Annotated in this window: 13 protein-coding genes; 6 read left to right on the forward strand and 7 right to left on the reverse strand. The window is 66.4% G+C overall.

The features are described 5' to 3' along the window. Window positions 1–2,286: TonB-dependent siderophore receptor (locus tag AC27VE_RS05320; protein ID WP_488703220.1), on the forward strand; the 2,286-nt coding region annotated here is incomplete at its 5' end. 45 nt (window positions 2,287–2,331) lie between these two features. Here the strand turns inward: AC27VE_RS05320 and AC27VE_RS05325 are convergent. Together AC27VE_RS05325 and AC27VE_RS05330 are read right to left on the reverse strand one after the other, a co-directional pair. Then, on the reverse strand, window positions 2,332–3,312 hold the full coding sequence (locus AC27VE_RS05325; RefSeq protein ID WP_427962094.1) for a Bug family tripartite tricarboxylate transporter substrate binding protein: 981 nt from the start codon (window positions 3,310–3,312) through the stop codon (window positions 2,332–2,334). A gap of 51 nt (window positions 3,313–3,363) precedes the next feature. Beyond that, window positions 3,364–4,779 carry a M20 family metallopeptidase gene (locus AC27VE_RS05330; RefSeq protein ID WP_488703221.1) on the reverse strand — a complete coding sequence of 472 codons (1,416 nt, stop codon included), beginning with the start codon at window positions 4,777–4,779 and terminating at the stop codon, window positions 3,364–3,366. A gap of 112 nt (window positions 4,780–4,891) precedes the next feature. Here AC27VE_RS05330 and AC27VE_RS05335 point away from each other — a divergent pair, with 112 nt between their 5' ends. Further along, on the forward strand, window positions 4,892–5,800 hold the full coding sequence (locus AC27VE_RS05335; RefSeq protein ID WP_088588539.1) for a LysR family transcriptional regulator: 909 nt from the start codon (window positions 4,892–4,894) through the stop codon (window positions 5,798–5,800). 48 nt (window positions 5,801–5,848) lie between these two features. Here the strand turns inward: AC27VE_RS05335 and AC27VE_RS05340 are convergent, their stop codons facing one another. From AC27VE_RS05340 to AC27VE_RS05355, 4 genes are all read right to left on the reverse strand, one after another. Next, entirely contained in the window at window positions 5,849–8,992 is a 3,144-nt protein-coding gene (locus AC27VE_RS05340; RefSeq protein ID WP_488703222.1) for a CheR family methyltransferase, read from the reverse strand. A gap of 249 nt (window positions 8,993–9,241) precedes the next feature. After that, entirely contained in the window at window positions 9,242–12,319 is a 3,078-nt protein-coding gene (locus tag AC27VE_RS05345) for an efflux RND transporter permease subunit (RefSeq protein ID WP_488703223.1), read from the reverse strand. Next, complete coding sequence (locus tag AC27VE_RS05350; protein ID WP_488703224.1) at window positions 12,316–15,396, reverse strand: multidrug efflux RND transporter permease subunit; 3,081 nt, start codon at window positions 15,394–15,396, stop codon at window positions 12,316–12,318. The genes AC27VE_RS05345 and AC27VE_RS05350 overlap by 4 nt, the downstream gene beginning before the upstream one ends. 7 nt (window positions 15,397–15,403) lie before the next feature. Then, complete coding sequence (locus AC27VE_RS05355) at window positions 15,404–16,588, reverse strand: efflux RND transporter periplasmic adaptor subunit (RefSeq protein WP_488703225.1); 1,185 nt, start codon at window positions 16,586–16,588, stop codon at window positions 15,404–15,406. 171 nt (window positions 16,589–16,759) lie between these two features. Between AC27VE_RS05355 and AC27VE_RS05360 the strand changes: the two genes are divergently transcribed. Together AC27VE_RS05360 and AC27VE_RS05365 are read left to right on the forward strand one after the other, a co-directional pair. After that, window positions 16,760–17,935 (forward strand): GGDEF domain-containing protein, encoded by a 1,176-nt coding sequence (locus tag AC27VE_RS05360; RefSeq protein ID WP_488703338.1) that lies wholly within the window; start codon window positions 16,760–16,762, stop codon window positions 17,933–17,935. 58 nt (window positions 17,936–17,993) lie between these two features. After that, window positions 17,994–18,953 (forward strand): molecular chaperone DnaJ, encoded by a 960-nt coding sequence (locus AC27VE_RS05365; protein WP_488703226.1) that lies wholly within the window; start codon window positions 17,994–17,996, stop codon window positions 18,951–18,953. Window positions 18,954–18,969: 16 nt separating this feature from the next. On the opposite strand, the gene AC27VE_RS05370 is transcribed toward AC27VE_RS05365, so the two are convergent. Beyond that, a complete protein-coding gene (locus AC27VE_RS05370) occupies window positions 18,970–20,214 on the reverse strand; it encodes an NnrS family protein (protein ID WP_488703227.1) in 1,245 nt (414 codons plus the stop codon). A 223-nt stretch (window positions 20,215–20,437) separates the two neighbouring features. Between AC27VE_RS05370 and AC27VE_RS05375 the strand changes: the two genes are divergently transcribed. Together AC27VE_RS05375 and AC27VE_RS05380 are read left to right on the forward strand one after the other, a co-directional pair. Beyond that, on the forward strand, window positions 20,438–21,709 hold the full coding sequence (locus AC27VE_RS05375) for an MFS transporter (protein ID WP_488703228.1): 1,272 nt from the start codon (window positions 20,438–20,440) through the stop codon (window positions 21,707–21,709). Window positions 21,710–21,739: 30 nt separating this feature from the next. Continuing rightward, a complete protein-coding gene (locus tag AC27VE_RS05380; protein WP_427955723.1) occupies window positions 21,740–23,125 on the forward strand; it encodes a NarK family nitrate/nitrite MFS transporter in 1,386 nt (461 codons plus the stop codon). The last annotated feature ends 124 nt before the right edge of the window (window positions 23,126–23,249 follow it).

Here is a 23,249-nt window from a genome sequence, read left to right on the forward strand (position 1 = left end):
CTGGGCCTGGCGCTGGGCCGTTTTGCCGCCCAGGCGGGCGTGGTGCTGTCTTTTGACGCCCAACTGACGCAAGGCAAGCAAAGCGCCGGCCTGCAAGGCGATTACGGCATCGCCTCGGGCCTGGCGGCCATGCTGGCGGGCACCGGGCTGGAGGCTGTCAGCCAGGGCGGCAATAACTACGGCCTGCGCGTGGCCGGTGCGCAGACGCTTGCCCCGGTCGAAGTGCTGGGCTCGCGCGAGCCCGCGCCCAGCGAAGGCACGGACTCGTACACGGTGGGCCTGTCCACCACCGCCACCAAGCTGCCGATGACCCTGCGTGAGACACCGCAATCGGTTTCGGTGATGACGCGCCAGCGCCTGTCGGACCAGGGGCTTAACACCCTGGAGGACGCCATCGCCAACACGCCGGGCCTGACCTTCAAGAAAAAGGGGTCGGCCGACGACAACGAAAAGGGCTTGTACGCCCGCGGCATGGAAATCACCAACATGCAGGTGGACGGCGTGCCCACGCACAAGGACTTCAATGCCCTGGGGCTGGACACCGCGCTGTACGACCGGATCGAAGTGGTGCGCGGTTCCACCGGCCTGTTGAACGGCGCGGGCAACCCCGCGGCGTCGATCAACCTGGTGCGCAAGCGGCCCACCCGCGAGTTCGAGGCGGGCGTGGGCGCGGCCGTCGGTTCCTGGGACTACAAGCGCACGGAATTCGATCTGGGCAGCCCGCTGGACGAATCGGGCAAACTGCGGGGCAGGCTGGTCGGCGCGTGGCAGGAGGGCGGTTCGTTCGTTGACCGCGTCAAGCAGGATTCGCAATTGCTTTACGGCGTGGTCGAGGCGGATCTGGCCGAAAGCACCCTGCTGACGCTCGGCGCGGAATATCAGCGCAAGAAATGCACGGCATGCTCGTACTTCGGCTTTCCGGCCGCGTATGCGGACGGCACGAAAACGGATTTCCCGCAGCGCTTCAACTCGGCGACCAACTGGAGCCGCCAGGACCGCACGCGCTACAACGTGTTCGCCACGCTGGACCACGAGTTCGCGCCGTTGTGGAAGGGTTCGGTAACCGTGTCCCGCACCGGCGACGACAACGACCGCACCTATGGCTGGTTCAGCAGCAACGGCTGGGCCAACTCGACGACGGGCCAGGGTGCGTCGGTGTGGGTGGCCAAATGGCCCATTCCCAAGACCCAGAATGCGGTCGACGCAAGTCTGACCGGTGCCTTCGACGCCTTCGGCCGCCAGCATGACCTGGTGGTGGGCGCAAGCGCATCGCGCACCAAGGGCGACTACGACACCTATCCGCTTTGGACCGCGCCGGGCTACGACCCCAAGATTCCCGACATCCGCCAGTGGAATGGCGACATGCCCGAACCGGACTGGCAGTCGACCGGCAAGCGCTATTACACCGAAAAGCAGGCGTCGATCTATGGCGCGGTCCGGCTGCGTCCGACCGACGCGCTGTCCGTGGTGCTGGGATCGCGGGTGACGTGGTGGGATCAACAGGCGTCCTACAACTACACCGATGGGTCGTCCTACCCGGACAACATGCGCGAGCAGGGCGTCTACACCCCCTATGCCGGCATCGTCTACGACCTGACCAGCACCTTGTCCGCCTATGCCAGCTACACGAGCATCTTCCAGCCCCAGCAGGCGCAAAGCGTGACGGGCGGCGTGCTGGAACCCATCAAGGGCAATACCTATGAGATTGGCCTGAAGTCGGCGTTCCTGGACGGTCGCCTGAATGGCTCGCTGGCCTTGTTCCGGACCCGTCAGGACAACTACGCCATGCTGGACGGCGACCGTCTGGCCCCGAATGGCGACAACGCCTACGTGGCCGCCGACGGCGCGGTGATGCGGGGCGTGGAAGCCGAAATCACCGGCGAACTGACGCCGGGCTGGCAGATGCAGCTGTCCTACGCCTATGTGGATCGCCGCCTGCCGCAAGGTTTCATCACGCAAGTCGGCCTGCCGCGCCACATCGCCAAGCTGTACACCACGTATCGCCTGCCGGGCGATCTAAGCGCCTTGACGGTGGGCGGCGGGGTGCGCTGGGAAAGCGGCAGCAACTATTCCAGCCGCGGCCCGGGCGGCCAGCCGCTGGAGTCGTCGCAAAGCGGTTATGCGCTGGTGGACCTGATGGCGCGTTACCAGTTCAACCGCCAGTGGTCGGCGACCTTGAACCTGAACAACGTCTTCGACAAGAAGTACTACGCCAGCACCAACGTCTACAGCAACTACTATGGCGCGCCGTTCAGCGCCATGCTGGGCGTGAACTACAAGTATTGATCCGGCGGGCCCGGCCGGACGCCGTGTCCGGCTGGGCCTTCCCGATCAGTCCAGCGTGATGTTCGCGCGCTTGGCTACGTCGCCGAACGTGCGCAGTTCGCGGGCGATCTGCTCCTGGAACGCCTGGCCCGGCAGGTAGACCGGCTCCAGCGCCAGATCCGAGACTGCGCGGCGCACCTGCGGATCTTCCATGATCTTGGCGACCGCGCGGTTCAGCGTGTCGATGACCGGCGCAGGCGTGCGCGCGGGGGCGGCCAGCGCGTACCAGCCCACAAAGGACACTTGGGCAATGCCCGCTTCGGTGAAGGTGGGCACGTCCGGCAGCTGCGGTACACGGTGTTCGCCCGTGACGGCCAGTGCGCGGACCTTGCCCGCGCGCACTTGCGGCGCGGCCGACGACACCGTGTCCACGCCCAACGCGACCTCGCCGCCGATCATGGCCGTGATCAATTGCGCGCTGCCCTTGTAAGGCACCGGCATCATCTTGGCGCCCACGGCTTCGGCAAACATTTCGCCAGCCAGGTGTGGCGCGGAGCCCGGGCCGAAGGTGCCGTACATCAGGCCGCCCTTGTCGCTTTGCTGCTTGGCCAGCGCGGCGGCTTCCTGCACCGTATTGGCCGCCAGCCCGTTCTGCGCCAGCAGCACGACCGGGGCCATCGCAACGATGGCGATGTGTTCGTAGCTGTGCATCGGGTCATAGGGCAACGTCGATTTCAACGCCGGCAGCACGGTATAGGTCGTGCTGCCCGACAACAGCAGGGTGTAGCCGTCGGGCTGCGCGCGCGCCACGGCGTCGGCGCCGATCACGGTGGACGCGCCAGGGCGGTTCTCGACGATCACGGATTGCCCCAGGCTGCTCGACAGCTTGTTGGCCAGCAGCCGGGCCACCGCATCGGTGGCGCCGCCCGGCGTGAACGGCACGACGATCTTGATCGGCTGTTCGGGATACGCGGCATGGGCCTCGCCCGCATAGGCGGCGACGGCAAGGTTGAACGCCATCACGGCGGCACAAAATCTAGCGGTCATGGCAAAGCTCTCGATCAGTCAAAAGGGGAAAGCGAAAAAGGGAAGACGCATTCACGCGGTAGCCGAGGCCACCGCCGCGTCGCGCAGGGCGGGGCCCTGGTCGCCCAGGTCCCAGAACAGGCCGGCCATGATGGCCAGCCCTTCGCGCGCCACGCTGCCCAGCAGGTGTTCATTGGGCGCATGCTGCGCGCAGGCGGGGTAGGAGTGCGGTACCCACAGGGTGGGCAAACCCAGTTGGTCGGCAAAGATATCGTTGGGCAACGAGCCGCCCAGATTGGGCAACAGCGCGGGCCGCTTGCCGGTCGTGCGTTCCAGCGACGCGGCGGCCCAGCGCACCCAGGCATTGTCGGGCGACAAACGCGTGGCGCCGGCCTGCATGCCGATCCGCACCTGCACGTCTGCAAACCCCGCCTGGTGCAGGTGTTCGCGCACATGGGTTTCCAGCGCGCGCCAGTCGGTGCCCACCACGAAACGCAGCTGGCACCAGGCCACGGCTTCCGCCGGGATCGCGTTCACGGGCTTGGCGGGATCGCCCGCGCCAAAGGTCAGGACGTCCAGGCTGTTCCAGCCGAACACCTTCTCGGGCGCGGACAGGCCGGGTTCGCCCCACCAGGCGTTGATCTCGGGGTCGTCTTCGCCGCCGCCAACGTGCAGGTCGGCCAACGCGTCAGCCACCGCGGCCGGGATGGGGGGCGGGCGCAGGCCGTCGACGGTGATGCGGCCCTTGGCATCCACCAGCGTGCCGATGGCGTGCATCAGCACGATGGCCGGATTGGCCAGCAGGCCGCCCCAGTTGCCGGAGTGGTAACCGCGTTCGCGTGCGCGCAGCTTCAATTCGAAATTGACTGCCCCGCGCGATCCCATGAAGAGCGTGGGGCGTTCTGCATTCAGGCGCGGGCCGTCGCTGGCAATGAACACGTCGGCCGCCAGCGCCTCGCGCTGGGCTTCGCAGAAGGCGGCCAGGCCGGGCGAGCCCGCTTCTTCGCCGGTTTCGATGAGCCAGGTCGTGTTGAAACCCAGTTTGCCGTCCCGTGCGGCGATGACTTGCCGCAGCGCTTCCAGATTGATGGAGTGCTGGCCTTTGTTGTCGGCCGTGCCGCGGCCGTACCAGCGGTCGCCCTCGACTTGCAGGCGCCAGGGATCGCGGCCCCCTTCCCATTTGGCGGCGTTGCCACGCACGACGTCGCCATGGCCATACATCAGCACGGTCGGCAGGCCGGGCTGTTCGATACGGCGCGCGACCAGGATGGGCAGGTCGACCCCGGCGGGATTCGCGTGGACCTCACAGGAAAAGCCCAGCGCCGTCAGCAGCGGGATCAGGTCTTCGTTCAGGTAGGCATGCTGCGCGGGCGCCTGTTCCGGCACTTCGCTTTCCGTCGCGTAGGCGACGCGACGCGTCAACGTGGCCAGCAGGGCGCCGGAATCAAAGGCTTCAACGGCATGGAGGACGGCTTGTTCGCGAATCACATCGGCTCTCGGGTACGCAAAGGAAGCACAAAGTTATTACGCTTCACCCCGTGCCACAATTAGATAATTAGCATCTTTCCCATGCCTTTAAGGCATGGATTTGGAGCCCATCATGATTTCACTGGCCTTGCGGTATTTCCTGGAAGTCGTCCGTTGCGGATCGATTGCCGGCGCGGCCGCCGCCCAGCACGTGGCGGCTTCGGCCATCAGCCGCCAGATCGCCAAGCTGGAAGACGACCTGGGCATCGTGCTGTTTGAGCGCCAGGCGCGCGGCATGGCGCTTAGCGAAGCCGGCCGGCAGCTTGCGGCTTACGCCAACGCCGCCGCGTTGGAGGCCGAGCGCGTCACCACCCAGATCCGCCAGCGCGGCCACGTGGGCGACGTCACCATCCGGCTGGCGTGTACCGAAGGTTTCGCCCATCGCTTCCTGCCGCTCAGCATGGCCGAATTCAAGCAGGTACGGCCGCAGGCGCGGTTTCATCTGCATGTGGAGCGGCCCGAGGAGGTCAGCCGGCAGATCCTGGAAGGCCTGTCGCAGATCGCATTGCGCTATTCCACAGTGCAGGACGAACGCTTGAAGACCGAACTGCTGACGCGGGCGCCGGTGTACGCGGTGATGTGCCGGGATCATCCGCTGGCCAGCCGGCGCAGCGTGGGCATGCGGGATCTGGCGGACTATCCGCTGTCGCTCGGCGACCAGGGCACGACGGTGCGGCAACTGTTCGATACGGCCTGCGCGAACGCGGGGCTGCACATTGAACCGGCCTATGTGTCGAACCATTCGGCGGCGTTTCTGCCGATGCTGCCCGGTAGCCGGATCGTGGCGTTGACGGGGTATCTGACCCTGATGGGCCAGGTGGGCAGCGACAAATTGGCGGGCGTGCCGTTCACGAATCCGGAAATGCGGCAACGAAGCATCCAGGTGCTGACATTGCAGGGCAGGACCTTGCCGTTGCTGGCGCGCGAGTTCCTGGCGTTCATGGCCGAACGGTTGACGGCGGCGACGCGGTTGCCGGAGTAAGCCCGCCGAATCGGCTCCCGCGAGTGAAGACGGCCGCGGGAGCCAGGATTACTTGGGCGTCGCGTCGTCGTTGGCTTCGTTTGCGTGCTCAAGCGGCATGTCGATATGACAGGCGATGCCGTCCGGCTTGAACTCCAGGGCGGTCTTCGCGCGTAGCGCGACGACGAGCGTCTGCTCGATCAATTCACGACCATAGCCCTGATGCGTCGCGTCCGGCGCGGCGGGAAGGCCGGACTCCGTCCAATCCAGGACCAGGTGCTCGGTGTCGCCGTCGCGGCGTTCGATCCGCCATTTCACGTCCAGCCGGCCCGATTCATAGCGCAGTGCGCCGTATTTCACGGCATTGGTCGCCAGTTCGTGAACGGCCAGTGCCAGCGTCTGGATGCGTTCCGGGCTGATGCGGACTTCGGGGCCGTTGATCGTGACCTGGCGTTCGTTGCCGACCGCGTCGAGTTCGCGATGCACGACGCCGCTGAGTTCGATCTTTTCCCCGTTGGTTTCGCTCAGCATGCCCTGTACGCGGCTCAGGGCGGCCAGGCGCGTGTCCAGACGCTGGAAGGGTTCGCCGTCGCCCAAGGTGCGCCGCGCCACGCTCTGCACCAGCGCCAGCAAGTTGCGGGTCCGGTGCTGCAGTTCGGATATCAGGACGCGGTGGCGCCGTTCGGCGCGGGTGATGAGGGTGATGTCGATGAACGTCACGACGACGCCGTCGACCTGGCTGTCGCTGCTGCGGTAAGGCACCAGGCGCAGCAGGTAGTGCTTGCCGTCCAGGGTGCCGGCGATGCGGCGTTCGATGGGTTGATAGTGGGTGTAGACCTGGGCGATGTCGTTGGCGAAAGAGGGCAGGTCGAAACGGCTGGCCAGATCGGTGATGGGGCGGCCGCAGTCGCTGGGCAGGATGTTGAAGACGTCGCCCATGGCCGGCGTGAAGCTGCGGATGATCAGGTCGCGGTCCAGGAACAACGTGGCGATCGCCGTGCTTTCAAACAGGTTGTGCAGGTCGCTGTTGCTGCGGTCCAGCTCGTCGACCTTGCCGTGGAGTTCGGCGTTGACGGTGTGCAGCTCTTCGTTCAGCGATACCAGCTCTTCCTTGGAGGCTTCCAATTCCTCGTTGGTGGATTGGAATTCCTCGTTGACCGACACCAGCTCTTCATTGGAAGACTTCAGTTCCTCCAGCGCGGTCTCGTATTCCTCGATCATGGATTGCAGGCGCTCGCGCGTGTCTCGCAGCTCCAGTTCGATCTGCTGGGCCGCGCCTTGCTGCGTGATGCTGCCTTGCGCGTAGGCTTCGTCGCGGTTCAGCGGGGGGCCGTGATCGGCAAACAGGATCAGGAACAGCGGCTCGTTTTCCTTGTGGTCGGCCAGAGGTTCCACGGTCAGGGTCACCATCTGGACGCGGCCGTCCTCGCCTTCCACGGCCACGCTCTCACGCACGGCGGGCAGGCCGGTTTCGGCGGCCTCGTGCAACAGCGTGCGCAGGTCCAGGCGCAGCCCCTTGCGCGCCAGGGTCAGCACTTGGCGCGTTGGTACGCCGGCGGCGGCCTCTAGATACTTGCCGGTGCGCCCGGAGTAATAGACGATGTCGCCGTCGCGGTTGACCAGCACGTGGGGCGGCGCATGTTGCGCCAGTACCTGGCTATCGACGGATTGGCGTAGCGCCGAAGCGCCGGTCTGCGCGCGGCGCAGCGCGGAATGGGGCAGGTCCGGTTTATGCATGGAGGGCAGGGTGATCGTAGGGCGTGGCTGCGCGCCGATATCCGTGCGGCGCTGGAAGATCCGGTGTTTCTTGTTGATCGGGCTGAACAGGTCGTTGAACTGGGTGACGTTTTCCGACATGCCCAGGAACAGATAGCCGCCCGGCCGCAACGCATAATGGAAGGTGGGAATGACCTGCTTCTGGATGCCGCCGCCGAAATAGATCAGCAGATTGCGGCACGACACCAGGTCGATCCGGGAAAACGGCGGGTCCCGCAACACGTTGTGCGGCGAGAAAATGCACAGGTCGCGCACGGCCTTGCTGACCACGTAACTGTCGCCATCGGCCACGAAGTAGCGTTCGCGCCGCGCCTGCGATACCCCGTCAAGCAAGGCGGCGGGATATCGCGCCGCGCGCGCGACGGCCAGGGCGCGGTCGTCGATGTCGGTGGCGAAAACCTGCACTCGGGGCGCGGTCGCCAGGGTATCCAGGTATTCGCGCAGCAGGATTGCCAGGGAATAGACCTCTTCGCCTGTGGCGCAGCCCGGCACCCATAGACGTATGGTTTCCGACGCGCCGCGGTCTTTCAGCAGTTGCGGAATGACCTGCTCCTGCAACGATTCGAAGGCCTCGGCATCGCGAAAGAAATTCGTGACGCTGATCAGCAGGTCGCGAAACAGGGCGCCCGCTTCCTGGGAGTTCTGCTTCAGGAATTCGACATAGGCGGCAAGCGTGGGCATCTGGTTCACATGCATGCGGCGCTGCACGCGGCGCATGAAGGTCTTGCTCTTGTAGCCGCTGAAATCGTGGCCGATGCGGGTCCGCAGCAAGGCGTAGATCTCGTGCTTGGCGGCTTCCAGCCGGCCGCGCTCCGGCCCTTGGGCCGCAGCGTCGTCCAGATCGTCCAGGTGGCCCAGCCCGACCGCGAAATCGACCAGCTTGGCGCCCATCTGATCAGCCGGCACGATGAAATCCACCAGGCCGGTGGCAATCGCGCTGCCGGGCATTTCCGGGCTGCTCGGGCCGAATCCGTCAGCCGACTGCGCCAGGGTCAGGCCGCCTTGCTCCTTGATGGCCTTAATGCCCAGCGTGCCGTCAGAGTCGCCGCCGGACAGCACGACGCCCGCCGAGAATTCGCCGCGATCCAGCGCCAGCGACGTGAAGAACAGGTCGATCGGACGGGGGCCACGCTGCTCGGGTACCCGTTGGCGCAGCCGCAGGCGCCCTTCATGGATCGACATCACGGCATCGGCGGGCAGGACGTAGACGTTGTCGACCAGGACTTCCGCGTCCTGCGTGGCGGTCTGGACCTTCAGGCCGGTGTAATGCTGGATCACCTCGGGCAGGTGGCTTTCGCGCGCGGGGCTCAAATGCGTGAGCACGACGAACGCCAACCCCGGCTTCGGGGGCACGCCGCGGAAAAAGCCTTCCAACGCCTCGACGCCGCCAGCGGAAGCGCCAATACCCACAATGGGAAATTCCGTTTGCACAGTCATGGTCTCTTCGGCCTGATCAATCACGTAAACAGCGTTTGAAGCTTCAACGAATCAGAAACCGGGGATGGGTTCGCCACTTGATGCGGAAAAACAATGGGTGGCGTGGACGCGTGCATAGTCCCCTTTTTCTGCGTCGGCGCCAGAACGCCGTGGTTACGCGCTGTTATCGGAATACACGCAGCGACATTACCATGTACGCCTGGGGATTGATATGCGAAGCACTGGTCCTGCCGGACTAGGGCGATGGGACTAAGCCGTGCGGGCCCGTGTGGAGCGGACTTTCAGCCGCAGCCGTTCCAACGCCAGGTAGACGATCGGCGTCGTGTACAGCGTCAGGAACTGGCTGATCATGAGGCCGCCGACGATCGCGATGCCCAGCGGGCGCCGCAGTTCGGAGCCTTCGCCCATGCCCAGCACAAGCGGCAGCGCGCCTAGCAGCCCCGCAAGATTGGTCATGACGATGGGCCGCAGGCGCAGCATTGCGGCGCGGTGGATGGCCTGTTCAGGCGTCAATCCTTCACGCCGTTCCAGGCTGAGCGCGAAGTCGATCATCAGGATCGCGTTCTTCATGACGATGCCGACAAGCAGGAACAGCCCCAGCAGCGCAATCAGGGTGAACTCGATGTTGGCTAAGCGCAACGCCAGCAGTGCGCCCACGCCCGCCGAAGGCAGTGTCGACAAAATGGTCAGCGGATGCAGCGGGCTTTCATACAGGATGCCCAGCACCAGATAGATGGCGATCAGCACCGCCAGGATCAGCCAGGGCTGGTCTTGCACGCTTTGCTGGAAGTTGCGGGCGTCGCCGCCCAGGCGCGTCTGGATGGATGACGGCACCATCAGTTTTGCCATGGTGGCGTCGATGGCGGCCAGCCCCTGTTCCAGGGACACGCCTTCGGCCAGCGAGAAGCCGACGCCTACGGCCGCGAACAGCCCGTCGTGGAAGACGCGGTCGTTGACCAGGCCGTTCTCGTACGTCGCGAACGCCGTCAACGGCACGCGCGTGCCGTCGGCGGCCACGACCTGCACCTGTTCCAGCACCTCGGGGTCTTCGGTGTAGCGGGGGTCCAGTTCCAGAACCACCCGGTACTGGTTCATGGCGTCGTACAGGGTGGCCACCTGGCGCTGGCTGAAGGAATTGCTGAGCACGCTGCTGATCGTGTTCATGTCCACGCCCAGGCGCTGCGCGGCGCTGCGGTCGATGTTGATTACGACCTGCTGGGTGGCGCCATCGCCTTCGGCATCCACGTCGCGCAGTTCCGGGATGGCCTGCATGGCCTTGGAGATCTTGCGGGACCATTCCCGCAGGGCGGGCACGTCGCTGGCCATGATGGCCAGCTCGTGGTCGCCCGAGTTGCCGAAGCCGCCGGGCATGCGCAAGTCCTGGTCCACGTTCAGGAAGAACATGCCACCCGGCACCGCCGGAGAGTTCGTACGCAGCCAGTTGATGACCTCGGTCGAGGACTCGTCGCGCTGAGACACGGGTTTCAGCCGGATCAGGAACAGCGAATTGCTGATGCCCAGCCCGCCGCCGTTGTAGCCGATGACGTCCTGCACGGCCGGGTGCTTTAGCACCAGCTGGCGGTATTGGTCGATCTTGGGCTGCATGACCTGGAACGAGAACCCGTCGTCGCCGCGCACGAAGCCGACCAGCTGGCCGGTATCTTGCACCGGCAAAAAGCCCTTGGGGGCGTCCACATACAGGTAGACGTTCAGCCCGATGACGCCCGCCAGCAGCAACAGCGTCAGGCGCGCATGGCCCAGCACACGGGCCAGCGACGCGCCGTACCAGTCGTGCACCCGTGCAAACGCCGCCTGCATGCGAGAGGGGCGAGGGGGGGCCGCCTGATGCGCCGCGCCCGGCTTGAGCCAGCGCGCGCACAGGGCGGGGATGATGGCCACCGACACCACCAGCGAAATCACCGTGGCTGCCACCAGCGTGATCGAGAATTCGCGGAACAGCCGTTCCACCAGCCCGCCCATGAACAGGATGGAGACGAACACCACGCTAAGCGCCACGGTCATGGCGACCAGCGTGAAACCGACTTCTCGCACGCCGCGCAGCGCCGCCTTTCTGGGCGACAGGCCCCGTTCGATGTGCCGCGAGATGTTCTCCAGCACGACGATCGCGTCGTCCACCACCAGGCCGGCGGCCACGATCAGCGCCATCAGCGACAGGTTGTTCAGCGAAAAGCCCCACACGTACATGACGGCGAAAGTGGCGATCAGGCAGACCGGGATGGCCACGCTGGGGATCGCCGCCGCGCGCGCATTGCCCAGGAACAGCCACACGACCAGGATGACCAGCGCCGTGGCCAGCGCCAGCGTGACGTGCGCTTCGCGCAGCGTGGCATTGATGCCGGGCGAACGGTCCAGCGCCACGGTCAGGTCCACGTCGGCTGGCATCAGCGCGCGCAGGCCGGGCAGGGCCTCGTTGATGGCCTTGATGGTTTCGATGATGTTCGAGCCAGGCTGGCGGCTGATGGTCAGCACCACGGCCGGGTTACGGTTGTGAAAGCCGCTGCTGTAGCGGTTTTCCACCGAATCGCTGACTTTCGCCACCTGCGCCAGCCGGATGACGGCGCCATCTTCGTGGCGCACGATCAGGCTTTCGTATTCCTGGGCGGTGCGCGGCTGGGCTGGCGTGCCGACTTCCCAGCGCTGGCCGGCCGAATCCAGCTGGCCCTGCGGCCGCATGGGCGCCGCATCCGAGATGGCCGCGCGCACCTCATCCAGCGCCACGCCATAGTGGGCCAGTGCGTTGGGATTGACCTGCACCCGCACGGCGGGCAGCGAACTGCCGCCCATCGTCACTTCGCCCACCCCGTTGATCTGCGAGATCTTCTGCGCCAGCACCGTCGCGCCCAGATCGTAGAGCTGGCCGGCCGGGCGGGTAGGGGAGCTGAGCGCCAGCGCCATGATGGGCGCCTGCGACGGGTTGATTTTGCGGTAGCTGGGGTTGCCCGGCATACCCGCGGGCAATTCGGCGCGGGCCGCGTTGATGGCGGCCTGCACGTCGCGCGCCGCTTCGTTGATGTCACGGTCCAGATCGAACTGCAACTGGACGCGCGTGGCGCCCTGGTTGCTGGACGAGGTCATGGCGCTGACGCCGGCGATGCTGCCTAAGGCGCGCTCCAGCGGCGCGGCCACGGTGCTGGCCATGCTTTCGGGGCTGGCGCCCGGCAGGTCGGCACGCACTTCGATGGTGGGGAAATCCACCTGGGGCAGCGGCGCCACCGGCAACAGCCGCCAGGCCACCGCGCCCAGCAGTGTCAGCGCCAGCGCCAGGAAGATGCAGGCGACCGGCCGGTGCAGCAACGCCCGGATCATGCCGCGGGCCCGTCAGTCCGGGCGGGCTTGGCGGCAACGCCACGTCGCTGGCCCAGGCGGTGGAAGAACAGGTAGACCGCGGGGGTGGTGAACAGCGTCAGCACCTGGCTGACCAGCAGCCCACCCACCATGACCCAGCCCAGCGGCTGGCGCAATTCGGCGCCGGAGCCCGTGGCCAGCATCAACGGCAACGCGCCGAACAAGGCGGCCAGCGTCGTCATCAGGATGGGGCGCAGGCGCAGCAGCGCGGCCTCGCGGATGGCGGCTTCAGGCGGCAGGCCGCGCGCGCGCTCGGCTTCCAGCGCGAAGTCCACCATCATGATGCCGTTCTTCTTCACCAGCCCGATCAGCAGGATGATGCCGATGACGGCGATCAGGTCCAGCGGCCGGCCTGTCAGCAGCAGCGCCAGCAGCGCGCCCACCGTGGCCGACGGCAGGGTCGACAGGATGGTGACGGGGTGGATGGCGCTTTCATACAGCATGCCCAGCACCAGATACATCGTGACCACGGCAGCCAGCATCAGCCACAGCGTGTTGGACAGCGACGCCTGGAACGCCGACGCCGCGCCCTGCAGGCGCAGTTCGACGCTGGGCGGCATGCCGATGTCGCGCTGGGCGGTGTCGATGGCGGCGATGGCCTCGCCCAGTGAGCCGCCCGGCGGCAGGTTGAACGACAGGTTCACTGCGGGGAATTGCGACAGGTGGTTCACGGCCAGCGGCACGGCGCGTTCGCTGACGGTGGCCAGCGCCGACAGCGGAATCGCCTGGCCGTCTTCGGTCTGCAGATGGATGCGTTCCAGCGCGTCGGGGCTCAAGGCCAGGCGCCGGTCCACTTCCAGCACCACGCGGTACTGGTTGGACTGGGTGAACAGGGTGGCGACCTGGCGCTGGCCGAACGCGTTGTACAGCGTCTGCACCACGTCGTCCATCGTCACGCCCAGCCGCGCGGCGGTGTCGCGGTTGACTTGCAGGAAGGCCTGGCGGCCGTCGCCTTGCAGGTCGGACGAGACCTCGGCCAATTCGGGCGATTGCGCCAGGCGCTGCATCAGCGCGTGGCTCCACTGGGTCAGCAGCGCGCTGTCGGGCGAGGTGAGCGTGAACTGGTACTGGCCGCGGCTGACGCGGTCTTCGATGTTCAGTTCCTGCACGGGCTGCAGGAAGAGCGAAATGCCCTGCACCTCGCGGGCGCGGGAGTCCAGCCGGGCCATGATGTCTGCCAGCGGGGCGCTGCGCTCGGCCCAGGGTTTCAGGTTGATCAGCAGGCGGCCGGTGTTCAGCGTGGTGTTCATGCCGTCGATCCCGATGAACGACGACAGGCTCTGCACGTCCGGGTCGGCCAACAGGGATTGCGCCACCGCTTGCTGGCGGCGCGACATGGCGTCGAACGAGGTGTTCTGCGACGACTGGGTCACGCCTTGCAGCACGCCGCCGTCCTGCACCGGGAAGAATCCCTTGGGCACCGCCAGGTACAGCAGGCCCGTCAGCACCACGGTGGCCACCATGACCAGCAGCGTCAGGCGCTGGTGGCGCAAGGTCACGTCCAGCCAGCCGGCGTAGCGGGCCTGCACGCGGTCCAGCAGCCCGGGACGGGATTCCACGTGTGCGGGCAGCAGGCGCGCGCACATCATCGGCGTCAGGGTCAGCGACACCGCCAGCGATATCAGGATGGCCACCGCCAGCGTGATGGCGAATTCGCGGAATAGCCGGCCCACCACGTCTTCCATGAACAGTAGAGGAATCAGCACGGCGATCAGCGACAGCGTCAGCGACACCAGCGTAAAGCCGATCTGGCCGGCGCCTTTCAGCGCGGCCGACATTGGGCTGTGGCCCTGCTCGCGGTAGCGCGCGATGTTCTCCAGCATGACGATGGCGTCGTCCACGACGAAGCCCGCGCCGATGGTCAGGGCCATCAACGTCAGGTTATTGGTGGAAAACCCGGCAAGATGCATGAACCCGAAGGTGCCGATCAGGGACAGCGGCACCGCCAGGCTGGGGATCAGGGTGGCGGGCAGGTTGCGCAGGAACAGGAAGGTCACCAACACCACCAGGCCCACGGCGAACACCAGTTCCCACTGCACGCCGCGGACCGACGCACGGATGCTCTCGGTGCGGTCGGTCAGGATGCGCACCTGTGCCGCGGCGGGCAGGCTGGCCGTCAGCTGGGGTAGCAACGCCTTGACCTGATCGGCCACGGCGATGACGTTGGCGCCAGGCTGGCGCTGGATGTTGACCAGCACGGCGGGCTGCTTGTCGACCCAGGCGGCCAGGTAGCGGTCTTCAGCGCCGTCCTCGATCGTGGCGACCTGGCCCAACCGCACCGGTGCGCCGTTCTTCCAGGCGACGATCAGCTCGCGGTATTCCTCCGCGCTTTGCAACTGGTCGTTGGCGTCCATGATGACCGAGCGCACCGGGCCGTCGAAGCTGCCTTTGGGCTGGTTCGAATTGGCCTTGCTGATGGCTTCCTGTACGTCGGACAGCTGCAAGCCGCGGGCGGCCAGCGCCATCGGGTTGACCTGCACCCGCACGGCCGGGCGTTGTCCGCCGGCCAGGCTGACCATGCCCACGCCGGACAGTTGCGACAGGCGTTGCGTCATCCGCGTGTCCACCAGGTCGTAGACCTTGGGCAGCGGCAGCGAATCGGACGTGACGGCCAGCGTCAGGATGGGCACGTCGGCGGGGTTGACCTTGCGGTAGATGGGGGGCGTGGGCAGGTCCGTCGGCAGCAGCGAACCGCTGGCGCTGATGGCGGCCTGCACTTCCTGTTCGGCCACGCCCAGGGATACGTCCAGCGAGAACTGCAGCGTGATCACCGAAATGCCGCTGCCGCTGGTGGACGACATCTGTTTCAAGCCTGGGATCTGCCCGAATCGCCGCTCCAGCGGCGCCGTGACCGCGCGCGCCGTGACGGTCGGACTCGCCCCGGGGTACTGGGTCGTGACCTGGATGATCGGGTAATCCACCTGCGGCAGGGCGGCGACCGGCAGCATGCGCCAGGCCAGGATGCCCGACAGCAGCAAGGCGATCATCAGGAAGGACGTTGCGACCGGGCGCAGGATGAAAGGGCGTGACAGGCTCATGCGCGGATCAGGTAAGGGGCGGGACGGCTAGGGGCTCGACGATCTGGACGTCGCGTCCGTCGTGCAGGCGGTCCACGCCTTCGACTACGACGCGCTCGGCAACGGCCAGGCCCGCTTCCACGACCACGTGGCCGGCGTTGGCGGAACCCAGTTGCAGGACCCGGCGCGTGGCGCGCTGGTCGTCGCCGATGACGAACACGAAGGCGCCTTCGGAGCCATATTGCACGGCGGCCGACGGAATGGTGATGACATTGTCCTGCTGCACCACGGCCAGCCTGATGTTCACGAACTGGTTGGGAAACAGCGATTCGTCGGCGTTGTCGAAGCGGGCGCGCAGGCGCACGGTGCCGCTGGCTGTCTGGATGCGGTTGTCCAGCGCTTCCAGGGTGCCTTCGGCCAGGATGCGGCGGTCGTCCGCGTCCCAGGCCTGCACCCGCAGCACCGCCGTCTTGGCCTGCGCCCGGCGCAGGATGTCCAGCCGGGTCTCGGAAATGCTGAAGATCGCCGAAATCGGCATCGTCTGCACCAGCGTGGTCAGGCCGTTGGCATCGTCGGCCCGCACGTGGTTGCCGGCGTCGATGCGGCGCAGGCCGATGCGGCCGTCCTGCGGGGCGACGATGCGCGTATGACCCAGCAGGCGTTCGGCATCGGCGACTTGGGCCCGGTTCAATTGGCGTTGCGCGGTGTACGCGCGCACCTGGGCTTCGGCGGTATCCAGTTGCTGGCCCGCCACGGATTCCTGACGCGCCAGGCGCCGGTAGCGCTGCAAATCGGCCTGGGCGTTGTCCAGCAACGCCTGGGTGCGCGCCAGTTCTCCCTCGGCGGCGCCCAGCGCGGCCAGATAGGGCCGGGCGTCGATTTCGGCCAGCAATTGGCCCCGGGTGACGGCCTGGCCTTCGGTGTAATGCAGGCGGACCAGTTCGCCGTCGACCTGGCTGCGCAAAGTCACCTGCGCCAGCGGCGTGATGGTGCCCAGCGCGTGCAGATCGCGTTGCAGCGGGCCCATGCGGGCGGCGGCTACGCTGACAGCCACGGGAATTTGCCCGTATTCGGGCGGGCGGGCGGGGGCGGGGCCTTGACTCCCCATCAACCCGTACGCAACCGCGATCAGCACGGCCAGCAACAGGGCGGCGGCGACCAGGATCAGGCGCTGGGTTCGGGAAGGGTGGCCCGCGAAAGAGGGCAGTGACATCTGGGCTGCCAGTCAGGATGTTGCGGACAGCCGAGATTCTATATTAATAATAATGATTAGCGTTATTAACGAAGGTTTTCAAGAGGGGTTTTCGCCATATGGTTGTCTGGAATTCAACGTAAAATCCGGCCGTCGCCGCGAAGTACCGGCGCAATGCGCCTCTTCTACGGCATGTACGTCGATCTCCATACCCTATATCTCCTTATCATCGGGACGCTGCTGGCCAGCGCGGGGATGATCTTCTGGGAGCTTCGGGCCCATCCCCTGCGCAGCAAGACGCTGCGCATGCTGGGAAGCGGCTTTGCCACGTTGGCGATGGGATGCGTGCTGGTCCTGTTCCGGCGGGATCTTCCCGGAGCGTTCGGGTCGGCGCTCAGCAACCTTGTCATTCTCTCGGGTTACCTGCTGGTGCTCAACGGCGTGGCGTCCCTGCGGGGGCGTCAATACCGCGCCGGGTCCGTGGCGCTGCTGGCGCTGATGGCGCTGGTGTGGGCGGTGGCCGGGACGCGATGGCAGGATGTCGTGTGGGCCTACGCCAGCGCGGTGCCGATTGCCCTGATCAGTGGCATGACGTCGCTGGAGATGTTGCGGTGCCGAGCCATGCAAGCGCTGCCGGCCCGACGGATCATCGTGGTGGTGACGGCCATTCATGCGTTGCTGTATGCCGGCCGCGCGGGCGTGCTGCCCTGGATGGTGGCGACCTTCGGCCAGGAGGTGTTGTGGGCCGCCAGCAACATCACCATGTACGAGGGCGTGCTGTATTCGGTCATTTTGCCCATGACGCTGGTCAAGCTGATCCGCGAAGAGACGCATGGCCAATTGCTGCAGGAATCCCAGACCGACTATCTGACCCGGCTGGGCAACCGCCGGTGGTTCTTCGAGCAGGGCGCGCGCGTCATCGGCGGCCCGGCCGGGCAGGGCCCCGTTGCCATGCTTGCGTTCGACCTTGACCATTTCAAATCGATCAACGACCTGCACGGCCACGAAACGGGCGACAAGGTGCTGACGTCGTTTGCGGGCGTAGCCCAGGCTACGGTCGGCCCGGCCGCCGTACTGGCCCGGATCGGCGGCGAAGAGTTCGCGTGCCTGCTGTCGGGCGACGACGCGCGCCGCGCCCACCTGCTGGCCGAAGCCATCGTCAGGCGTTTCGCCGAGACGATGGCGGATCCTGCGCGGGGCGTGGGGATACCGGCCACCGTCAGCGTCGGCCTGGCGCAGTTCGACGGCGACGTGCCGCCGTTGGCCGCCGGCCTTGCCGCGGCAGACCATGCGCTGTACCGCGCGAAGGCGCTGGGCGGCAATCGCGTCGAATTGGCACGCCTGGGCGCAAGTTCCGCCGCGGCGTGACTGGCTAGTCGTTATAGTGGCGGCTATTTTCAATAGCAGGTCAGCAAGGAGCAGGTCCATGGGTGAGCATCCCCTCGAAAGTCCGCGGCAGTTGTTCGAACGCCTTCAAGCCCGATTGGAGACGGAACGCGCCCGTGTGCGGCAATGGCAGGCGGTTGAGGCCGACTACCAGCGCAAGTATTCCGAAGGGCTGTCGCCGCTGGAGCAAAAGCTGCAAGAACTGCGCATGAAGCTGGTGCTGTGCTTCGACCACGCGCACAAGAACATGGGGCTGTCCAAGTCGGAACGCGAATTCGTGTCTGAACTGGTGGTGGAGTTTTCCGAAGAACTGCTGGAATTGGCCGCCAAGAGCGAGCTGCCGGCGGCCTGCGACACCGGGCGCCTGAAAGTGCTTTATAAAAAGCACGGCGGGTCGGACTATGACGCGGACGCGGCGGACGAGACCGAAGACGCCAAGGTGGAACTGGCTGACGCATTGGGGCTGGATCCGGACACCGACCCGGGCGCCTTGTCGCCAGCCCGGCTGCTTGCCCTGATCCAGGACCAATACGTAGACGACGAAGCCGAGGAGCTGCTGGCGCTGGCGCGTCTGGCCACCCGCAGCAACACGCCGAATGCCGTGGCATGGCAAGCGCTGCAGGACGCCGAGCAGGTGCGCGTCAGCCGGGCTGCGCAGAATCCCGACCTTCAAGCCGATGTGGACACGGCCGCCGACATCGACGACGCGCGCCTGCCGCAAGTCAACGCCGTCCTGCAAGCCCAGTTGGACGAAGTCCTGCACCAGGCCGCCTACGCGGAAGAAGGCTTCAAGCTGCGCTACGACCTGGATCCGTTCGCCTCGTTCGACCCGGAAACGGTGATGGAAGACCTGGACGCCGATATCGTCGACATCCAGGAATACATCCGCGAACTGGAACACGAGGTCATGCAGTTCTCGGACCAGGGCCTGCTGAAGTCCTGGCTCAAGGCGATGAAGCGCGAAATCGCAGCCATCGAGCGCCGCGAAGGCCGCGACTGATGGGCGGCGCCCGGCGTCAGGTGCGCCGGGCCACGGGCACCACGCGCATGACGGGCGCCGCCGACTTGGCGGCGTCGGCGCGCGGGCGGATCATCATCGGGAAAAAGCGCCACAGGTACAGCGCCAAGGCCAGCACCCAAGCCGTCGTGGCGGCATGCAGCAAGCCGACCGTGGCGGCAGTGGGCAGCAGGGCGGCCAGGCGCAGCAACGCCGCCAGGATCATCAACGCGTAGCTGACCACCATGCTGCGGTCGGTCTGCAGCGGCCGTCCCAGGTGGCCCAGCGCGGTGCGGGTGACCATGCCCAGTATCAGCACCGAAAACCCGGCCACCCCGATCACATGCGCGGGCCAGGCCGGGCGCACGACGTAGCCGGCCAGATGCGCGGCGCCCACCAGCAGGCCGATCCCCACGCCCAGATAGCCCGCATACAGAATCCATAGCAGCGGCACGCGGCGCACGGCCCAGGGTTTCCAGGAGACCCATTGCGCCAGCGCGATCAGTCCGGTCGCCGCCAGCGCCAGCGCGGCCAAACGCGGGACGTCGGCCGTGAGGCAGGCGATGGCGACCACGCCCAGCCCCAGTTGCCAATGTCCGCTGCGCGTGTGCGCGGGGATATCCAGGCCCGCCACGGCGCGTTTGGCGAAAAAGGGCAGGACGCGGCGCGCGATCAGCAGCGTCAGTACCGCCATGCACAGCAGGCCGGCGTTGAAGTAACGCATCAGGGCAAGATAATCGCCTTGCACCACGGCCCACAGGTACATGGCGTTGGCGGCGGCCAGCCCCAGCAACAGGAAAGGCACTCCCGCATTGCGCTGGTTGCGCGTCACCCACACGGCGCGGCCCAAGGCGGCGGCGCCCCACAGGAAAAAGCCCAGATCCGCCGCGGCGGCCACCAGGAACGCGGGCCGGCCCGGCACCAGATAGCCCGCGCGCGCCACGATCCACAGCAGGCACAGGCCCGCCAGCGCGTTGCCGCGCAAGGGATTCTTGCCCGTCCAGTTGGCGCCCGCCGTCAGCAGGAAGCCCACGGCGATGGTGGCAACGAAGCCCCACAGCATCTCGTGCGCGTGCCAGAACATGCCGCCCATGACGCCCGTGATGCGGGCCGGCGCATGCACCCACAGCCATACGGACGCCAGCGCCCAGAAGCAGCCCGCCAGATACAGCGGACGGAACCCCATTTCGGTGAAAGCGCCCCATTGGGGGCGGGGCTGCCGGGCGGGCGCAGCGGGTTCGTCGATGGTCAGCAGCGGAGGCATGGCGGTCTGTCGGATTAAAGGTGTATTTGAAATGCATATTAATCCTGCGCCTGCCCGCCCGCCAGCGCGATTGTTTGATCTGGCGCAAACCTGCCCGGGAACCCGGCAGTGACTAGGCACATTGGCGGGGCCGGATGGTCAGCCGGCGAATGGCGGCACGGGCATGCGGTCCCTAGGCTAGAGCCCTGAATTCCCTGTATCCGTGAGCCAAGCGAGAGTAACCATGACAGCAGCAACTTCCCCATCCGGCAGGCCGATGCGGGTCCTGATTTCCAGCACGTTTGCCTTCACCATCTGTTTCGCGGTCTGGATGATCTTTGCGGTGCTGGGCATCCCCATCAAGGCGCAGCTGGGCCTGTCCGAAACCCAATTCGGCCTGTTGGCCGCCATGCCGGTACTGACCGGCTCGCTGGTACGGGTGCCGCTGGGCATCTGGACTGACCGCTACGGCGGCCGGCCAGTGTTCTTCATCCTGATGCTGCTGGCGGTGGTGCCGATCTGGCTGCTGTCCTACGCCACCGAATACTGGCAGTTCCTGGTGCTGGCGCTGTTCGTCGGCCTGACGGGCGGCTCGTTCTCGGTCGGCACGCCGTATGTGGCGCGCTGGTTTCCGCGCAACAAGCAGGGCCTGGCGATGGGCGTGTTTGGCGCGGGCAATTCGGGGTCGGCCATCACCAAGTTCGTGGCGCCGGCGCTGATCGCCGCCGCCGGCGGCGCCTGGGTCATCGTGCCGCAGGTATACGCGGTGGCGCTTCTGGTCACAGCCGTGCTGTTCTGGATGTTCTCGGCCTCCGACCCGGCGCACCGCGTCACGCGCGGCGCGTCCCTGTCGGCGCAGTTCGCCATGTTGAAGGACCCGCGCGTCTGGCGCTACTGCCAGTACTACTCGGTGGTGTTCGGCGGCTATGTGGCGCTGGCGCTGTGGATGACCAAGTACTACATCGGCGAATACGGCTTCGACATGAAGCTGGCCGCCTTGCTGGCTGCGTGCTTCTCGTTGCCGGGCGGGGTGCTGCGCGCCCTGGGCGGCTGGATCTCGGACCGCCACGGCGCCTACAAGACCACCTGGTGGGTGATGTGGGTGTGCTGGGTGGCGTTCTTCCTGCTGAGCTATCCGCAAACCGAATTCACCGTCATGACCGCCAATGGTCCGCGCAGCTTCGGCATCGCGCTGGGACCGGTGTCGTTCACCGTGCTGCTGTTCATCGTCGGCATCGCCATGGCGATCGGCAAGGCCTCGGTCTTCAAGTTCATCTCGGACGAGTTCGGCGAGAACATCGGCGCAGTGTCCGGCATCGTCGGCCTGGCCGGCGGCTTGGGGGGCTTCGTGCTGCCCATCCTGTTCGGCGTGCTGCTCGACCTGACCGGCGTGCGCTCCAGCGCTTTCATGCTGCTGTACGGCACGGTCTGCGTATCGCTGATCTTCATGCACTTCAGTTTCCGGCCCGAAAGCGCGGCCAGCGCGTCGGCGGCCGTCGCCAAGCAATCCGCCTGATCCCTCCCACCCCTACAAAGAGCCTTCATCATGTCCACTCAAGTCCTGTCGCGTTGGGAGCCCGATAATCCCGGCTTCTGGAAGCAGACCGGCGCGCGCGTCGCCAACCGCAACCTCTGGATCTCCATCCCCGCCCTGATGCTGGCGTTCAGCATCTGGATGCTGTGGAGCGTGGTGGTGGTCAACCTGGATCGCGCGGGCTTCATGCTGTCGAAGAACCAGCTGTTCTGGCTGACCGCGCTGCCGGCGCTGTCGGGCGCCACGTTGCGCATCTTCTATTCCTTTCTGGTCCCGGTCTTCGGCGGCCGCAAGTGGACCGCCATTTCCACGGCCTCGCTCCTGATCCCGGCGCTGGGCATGGGTTTCGCGCTGCGCGACCCGACCACCTCGTTTCCCACCTTGCTGATCCTGGCGCTCTTGTGCGGCCTGGGCGGCGGCAACTTCAGTTCCAGCATGGCCAACATCAGCTTCTTTTTCCCCAAGGAAAAGAAGGGTCTGGCCACGGGCCTGAATGCGGGTATCGGCAACCTGGGCGTGTCGCTCGTGCAGTTCGTGGTGCCCGTCGTGATCTCGGTGGGCGTCTTCGGCGTGGCCGGCGGCGCCCCGCAGGAAATCACCGTCAATGGCGCGCAGCAGAACCTGTGGCTGCAGAACGCGGGCTTCATCTGGGTGATCCCCATCGCCATTGCGGCCATCGCCGCGTGGTTCGGCATGAATGACATCGCCGACGCCCGCGCGTCGTTTGCCGACCAGGCCGTGATCTTCAAGCGCAAGCACAACTGGCTGATGTGCTGGCTGTATGTGGGCACCTTCGGCTCCTTCATCGGTTTCTCGGCGGGCTTCGCCATGCTGACCAAGACCCTGTTCCCGCAGGTCGACCCCATGGCCTATGCCTTCCTGGGGCCGCTCGTGGGGTCGCTCACGCGTCCGGTGGGCGGCTGGGTGTCCGACAAGCTGGGCGGCGCGCGCGTCACGCTGTTCACCTTCGCCGGCATGATCGCCGCGGTGCTGGGCGTGGTGATGTTCCTGCCCGTGGGCGGGCAGGGGGGCGACTTCAACGGCTTCCTGGCCATGTTCATCGTGCTGTTCGCACTGACCGGCCTGGGCAACGGGTCCACCTTCCGCATGATCCCCGTGATCTTCCTGCGCGAACGCACGCAGGCGGCCAAAGGCAAGGGCGCCGCCGGCCAGAAGCAGGCCATGAGCGAAGCGGCCAAGGAATCGGCGGCCGTGCTGGGGTTTTCCGGCGCCATTGGAGCCTACGGCGGCTTTTTCATTCCCCGCAGCTTCGGCACGTCGCTGGAAATGACGGGCAGCGTGCAGGCCGCGCTGTATTGCTTCATCGGCTTCTACGCCACCTGCATGGTGATCACCTGGTGGTTCTACGCCCGCCGCAATGCCCCGGTGCCGTGCTGACTGGGGGAGTCGATGGGTTGCGCGCGCTGGAAGGGGGTGTGCGTGGCTAGCGCGGGTCGCGCTCCACCCACCCGGTAAGAACCCGAAAGCCCAACGCGCGAAACCCATCATGACGCCGGCGCCT

It is taken from the genome of Achromobacter sp. 18P8.1.1 (genome assembly GCF_057799415.1).

Bases quoted from the DNA above. Each gene is read 5' to 3' on its own strand.
- AC27VE_RS05325 (WP_427962094.1), bottom strand. From the start codon at position 3,312: ATGACCGCTAGATTTTGTGCCGCCGTGATGGCGTTCAACCTTGCCGTC.
- AC27VE_RS05335 (WP_088588539.1), top strand. From the start codon at position 4,892: ATGATTTCACTGGCCTTGCGGTATTTCCTGGAAGTCGTCCGTTGCGGA.
- AC27VE_RS05340 (WP_488703222.1), bottom strand. From the start codon at position 8,992: ATGACTGTGCAAACGGAATTTCCCATTGTGGGTATTGGCGCTTCCGCT.
- AC27VE_RS05345 (WP_488703223.1), bottom strand. From the start codon at position 12,319: ATGATCCGGGCGTTGCTGCACCGGCCGGTCGCCTGCATCTTCCTGGCG.
- AC27VE_RS05350 (WP_488703224.1), bottom strand. From the start codon at position 15,396: ATGAGCCTGTCACGCCCTTTCATCCTGCGCCCGGTCGCAACGTCCTTC.
- AC27VE_RS05355 (WP_488703225.1), bottom strand. From the start codon at position 16,588: ATGTCACTGCCCTCTTTCGCGGGCCACCCTTCCCGAACCCAGCGCCTG.
- AC27VE_RS05360 (WP_488703338.1), top strand. From the start codon at position 16,760: ATGTACGTCGATCTCCATACCCTATATCTCCTTATCATCGGGACGCTG.
- AC27VE_RS05365 (WP_488703226.1), top strand. From the start codon at position 17,994: ATGGGTGAGCATCCCCTCGAAAGTCCGCGGCAGTTGTTCGAACGCCTT.
- AC27VE_RS05370 (WP_488703227.1), bottom strand. From the start codon at position 20,214: ATGCCTCCGCTGCTGACCATCGACGAACCCGCTGCGCCCGCCCGGCAG.
- AC27VE_RS05375 (WP_488703228.1), top strand. From the start codon at position 20,438: ATGACAGCAGCAACTTCCCCATCCGGCAGGCCGATGCGGGTCCTGATT.
- AC27VE_RS05380 (WP_427955723.1), top strand. From the start codon at position 21,740: ATGTCCACTCAAGTCCTGTCGCGTTGGGAGCCCGATAATCCCGGCTTC.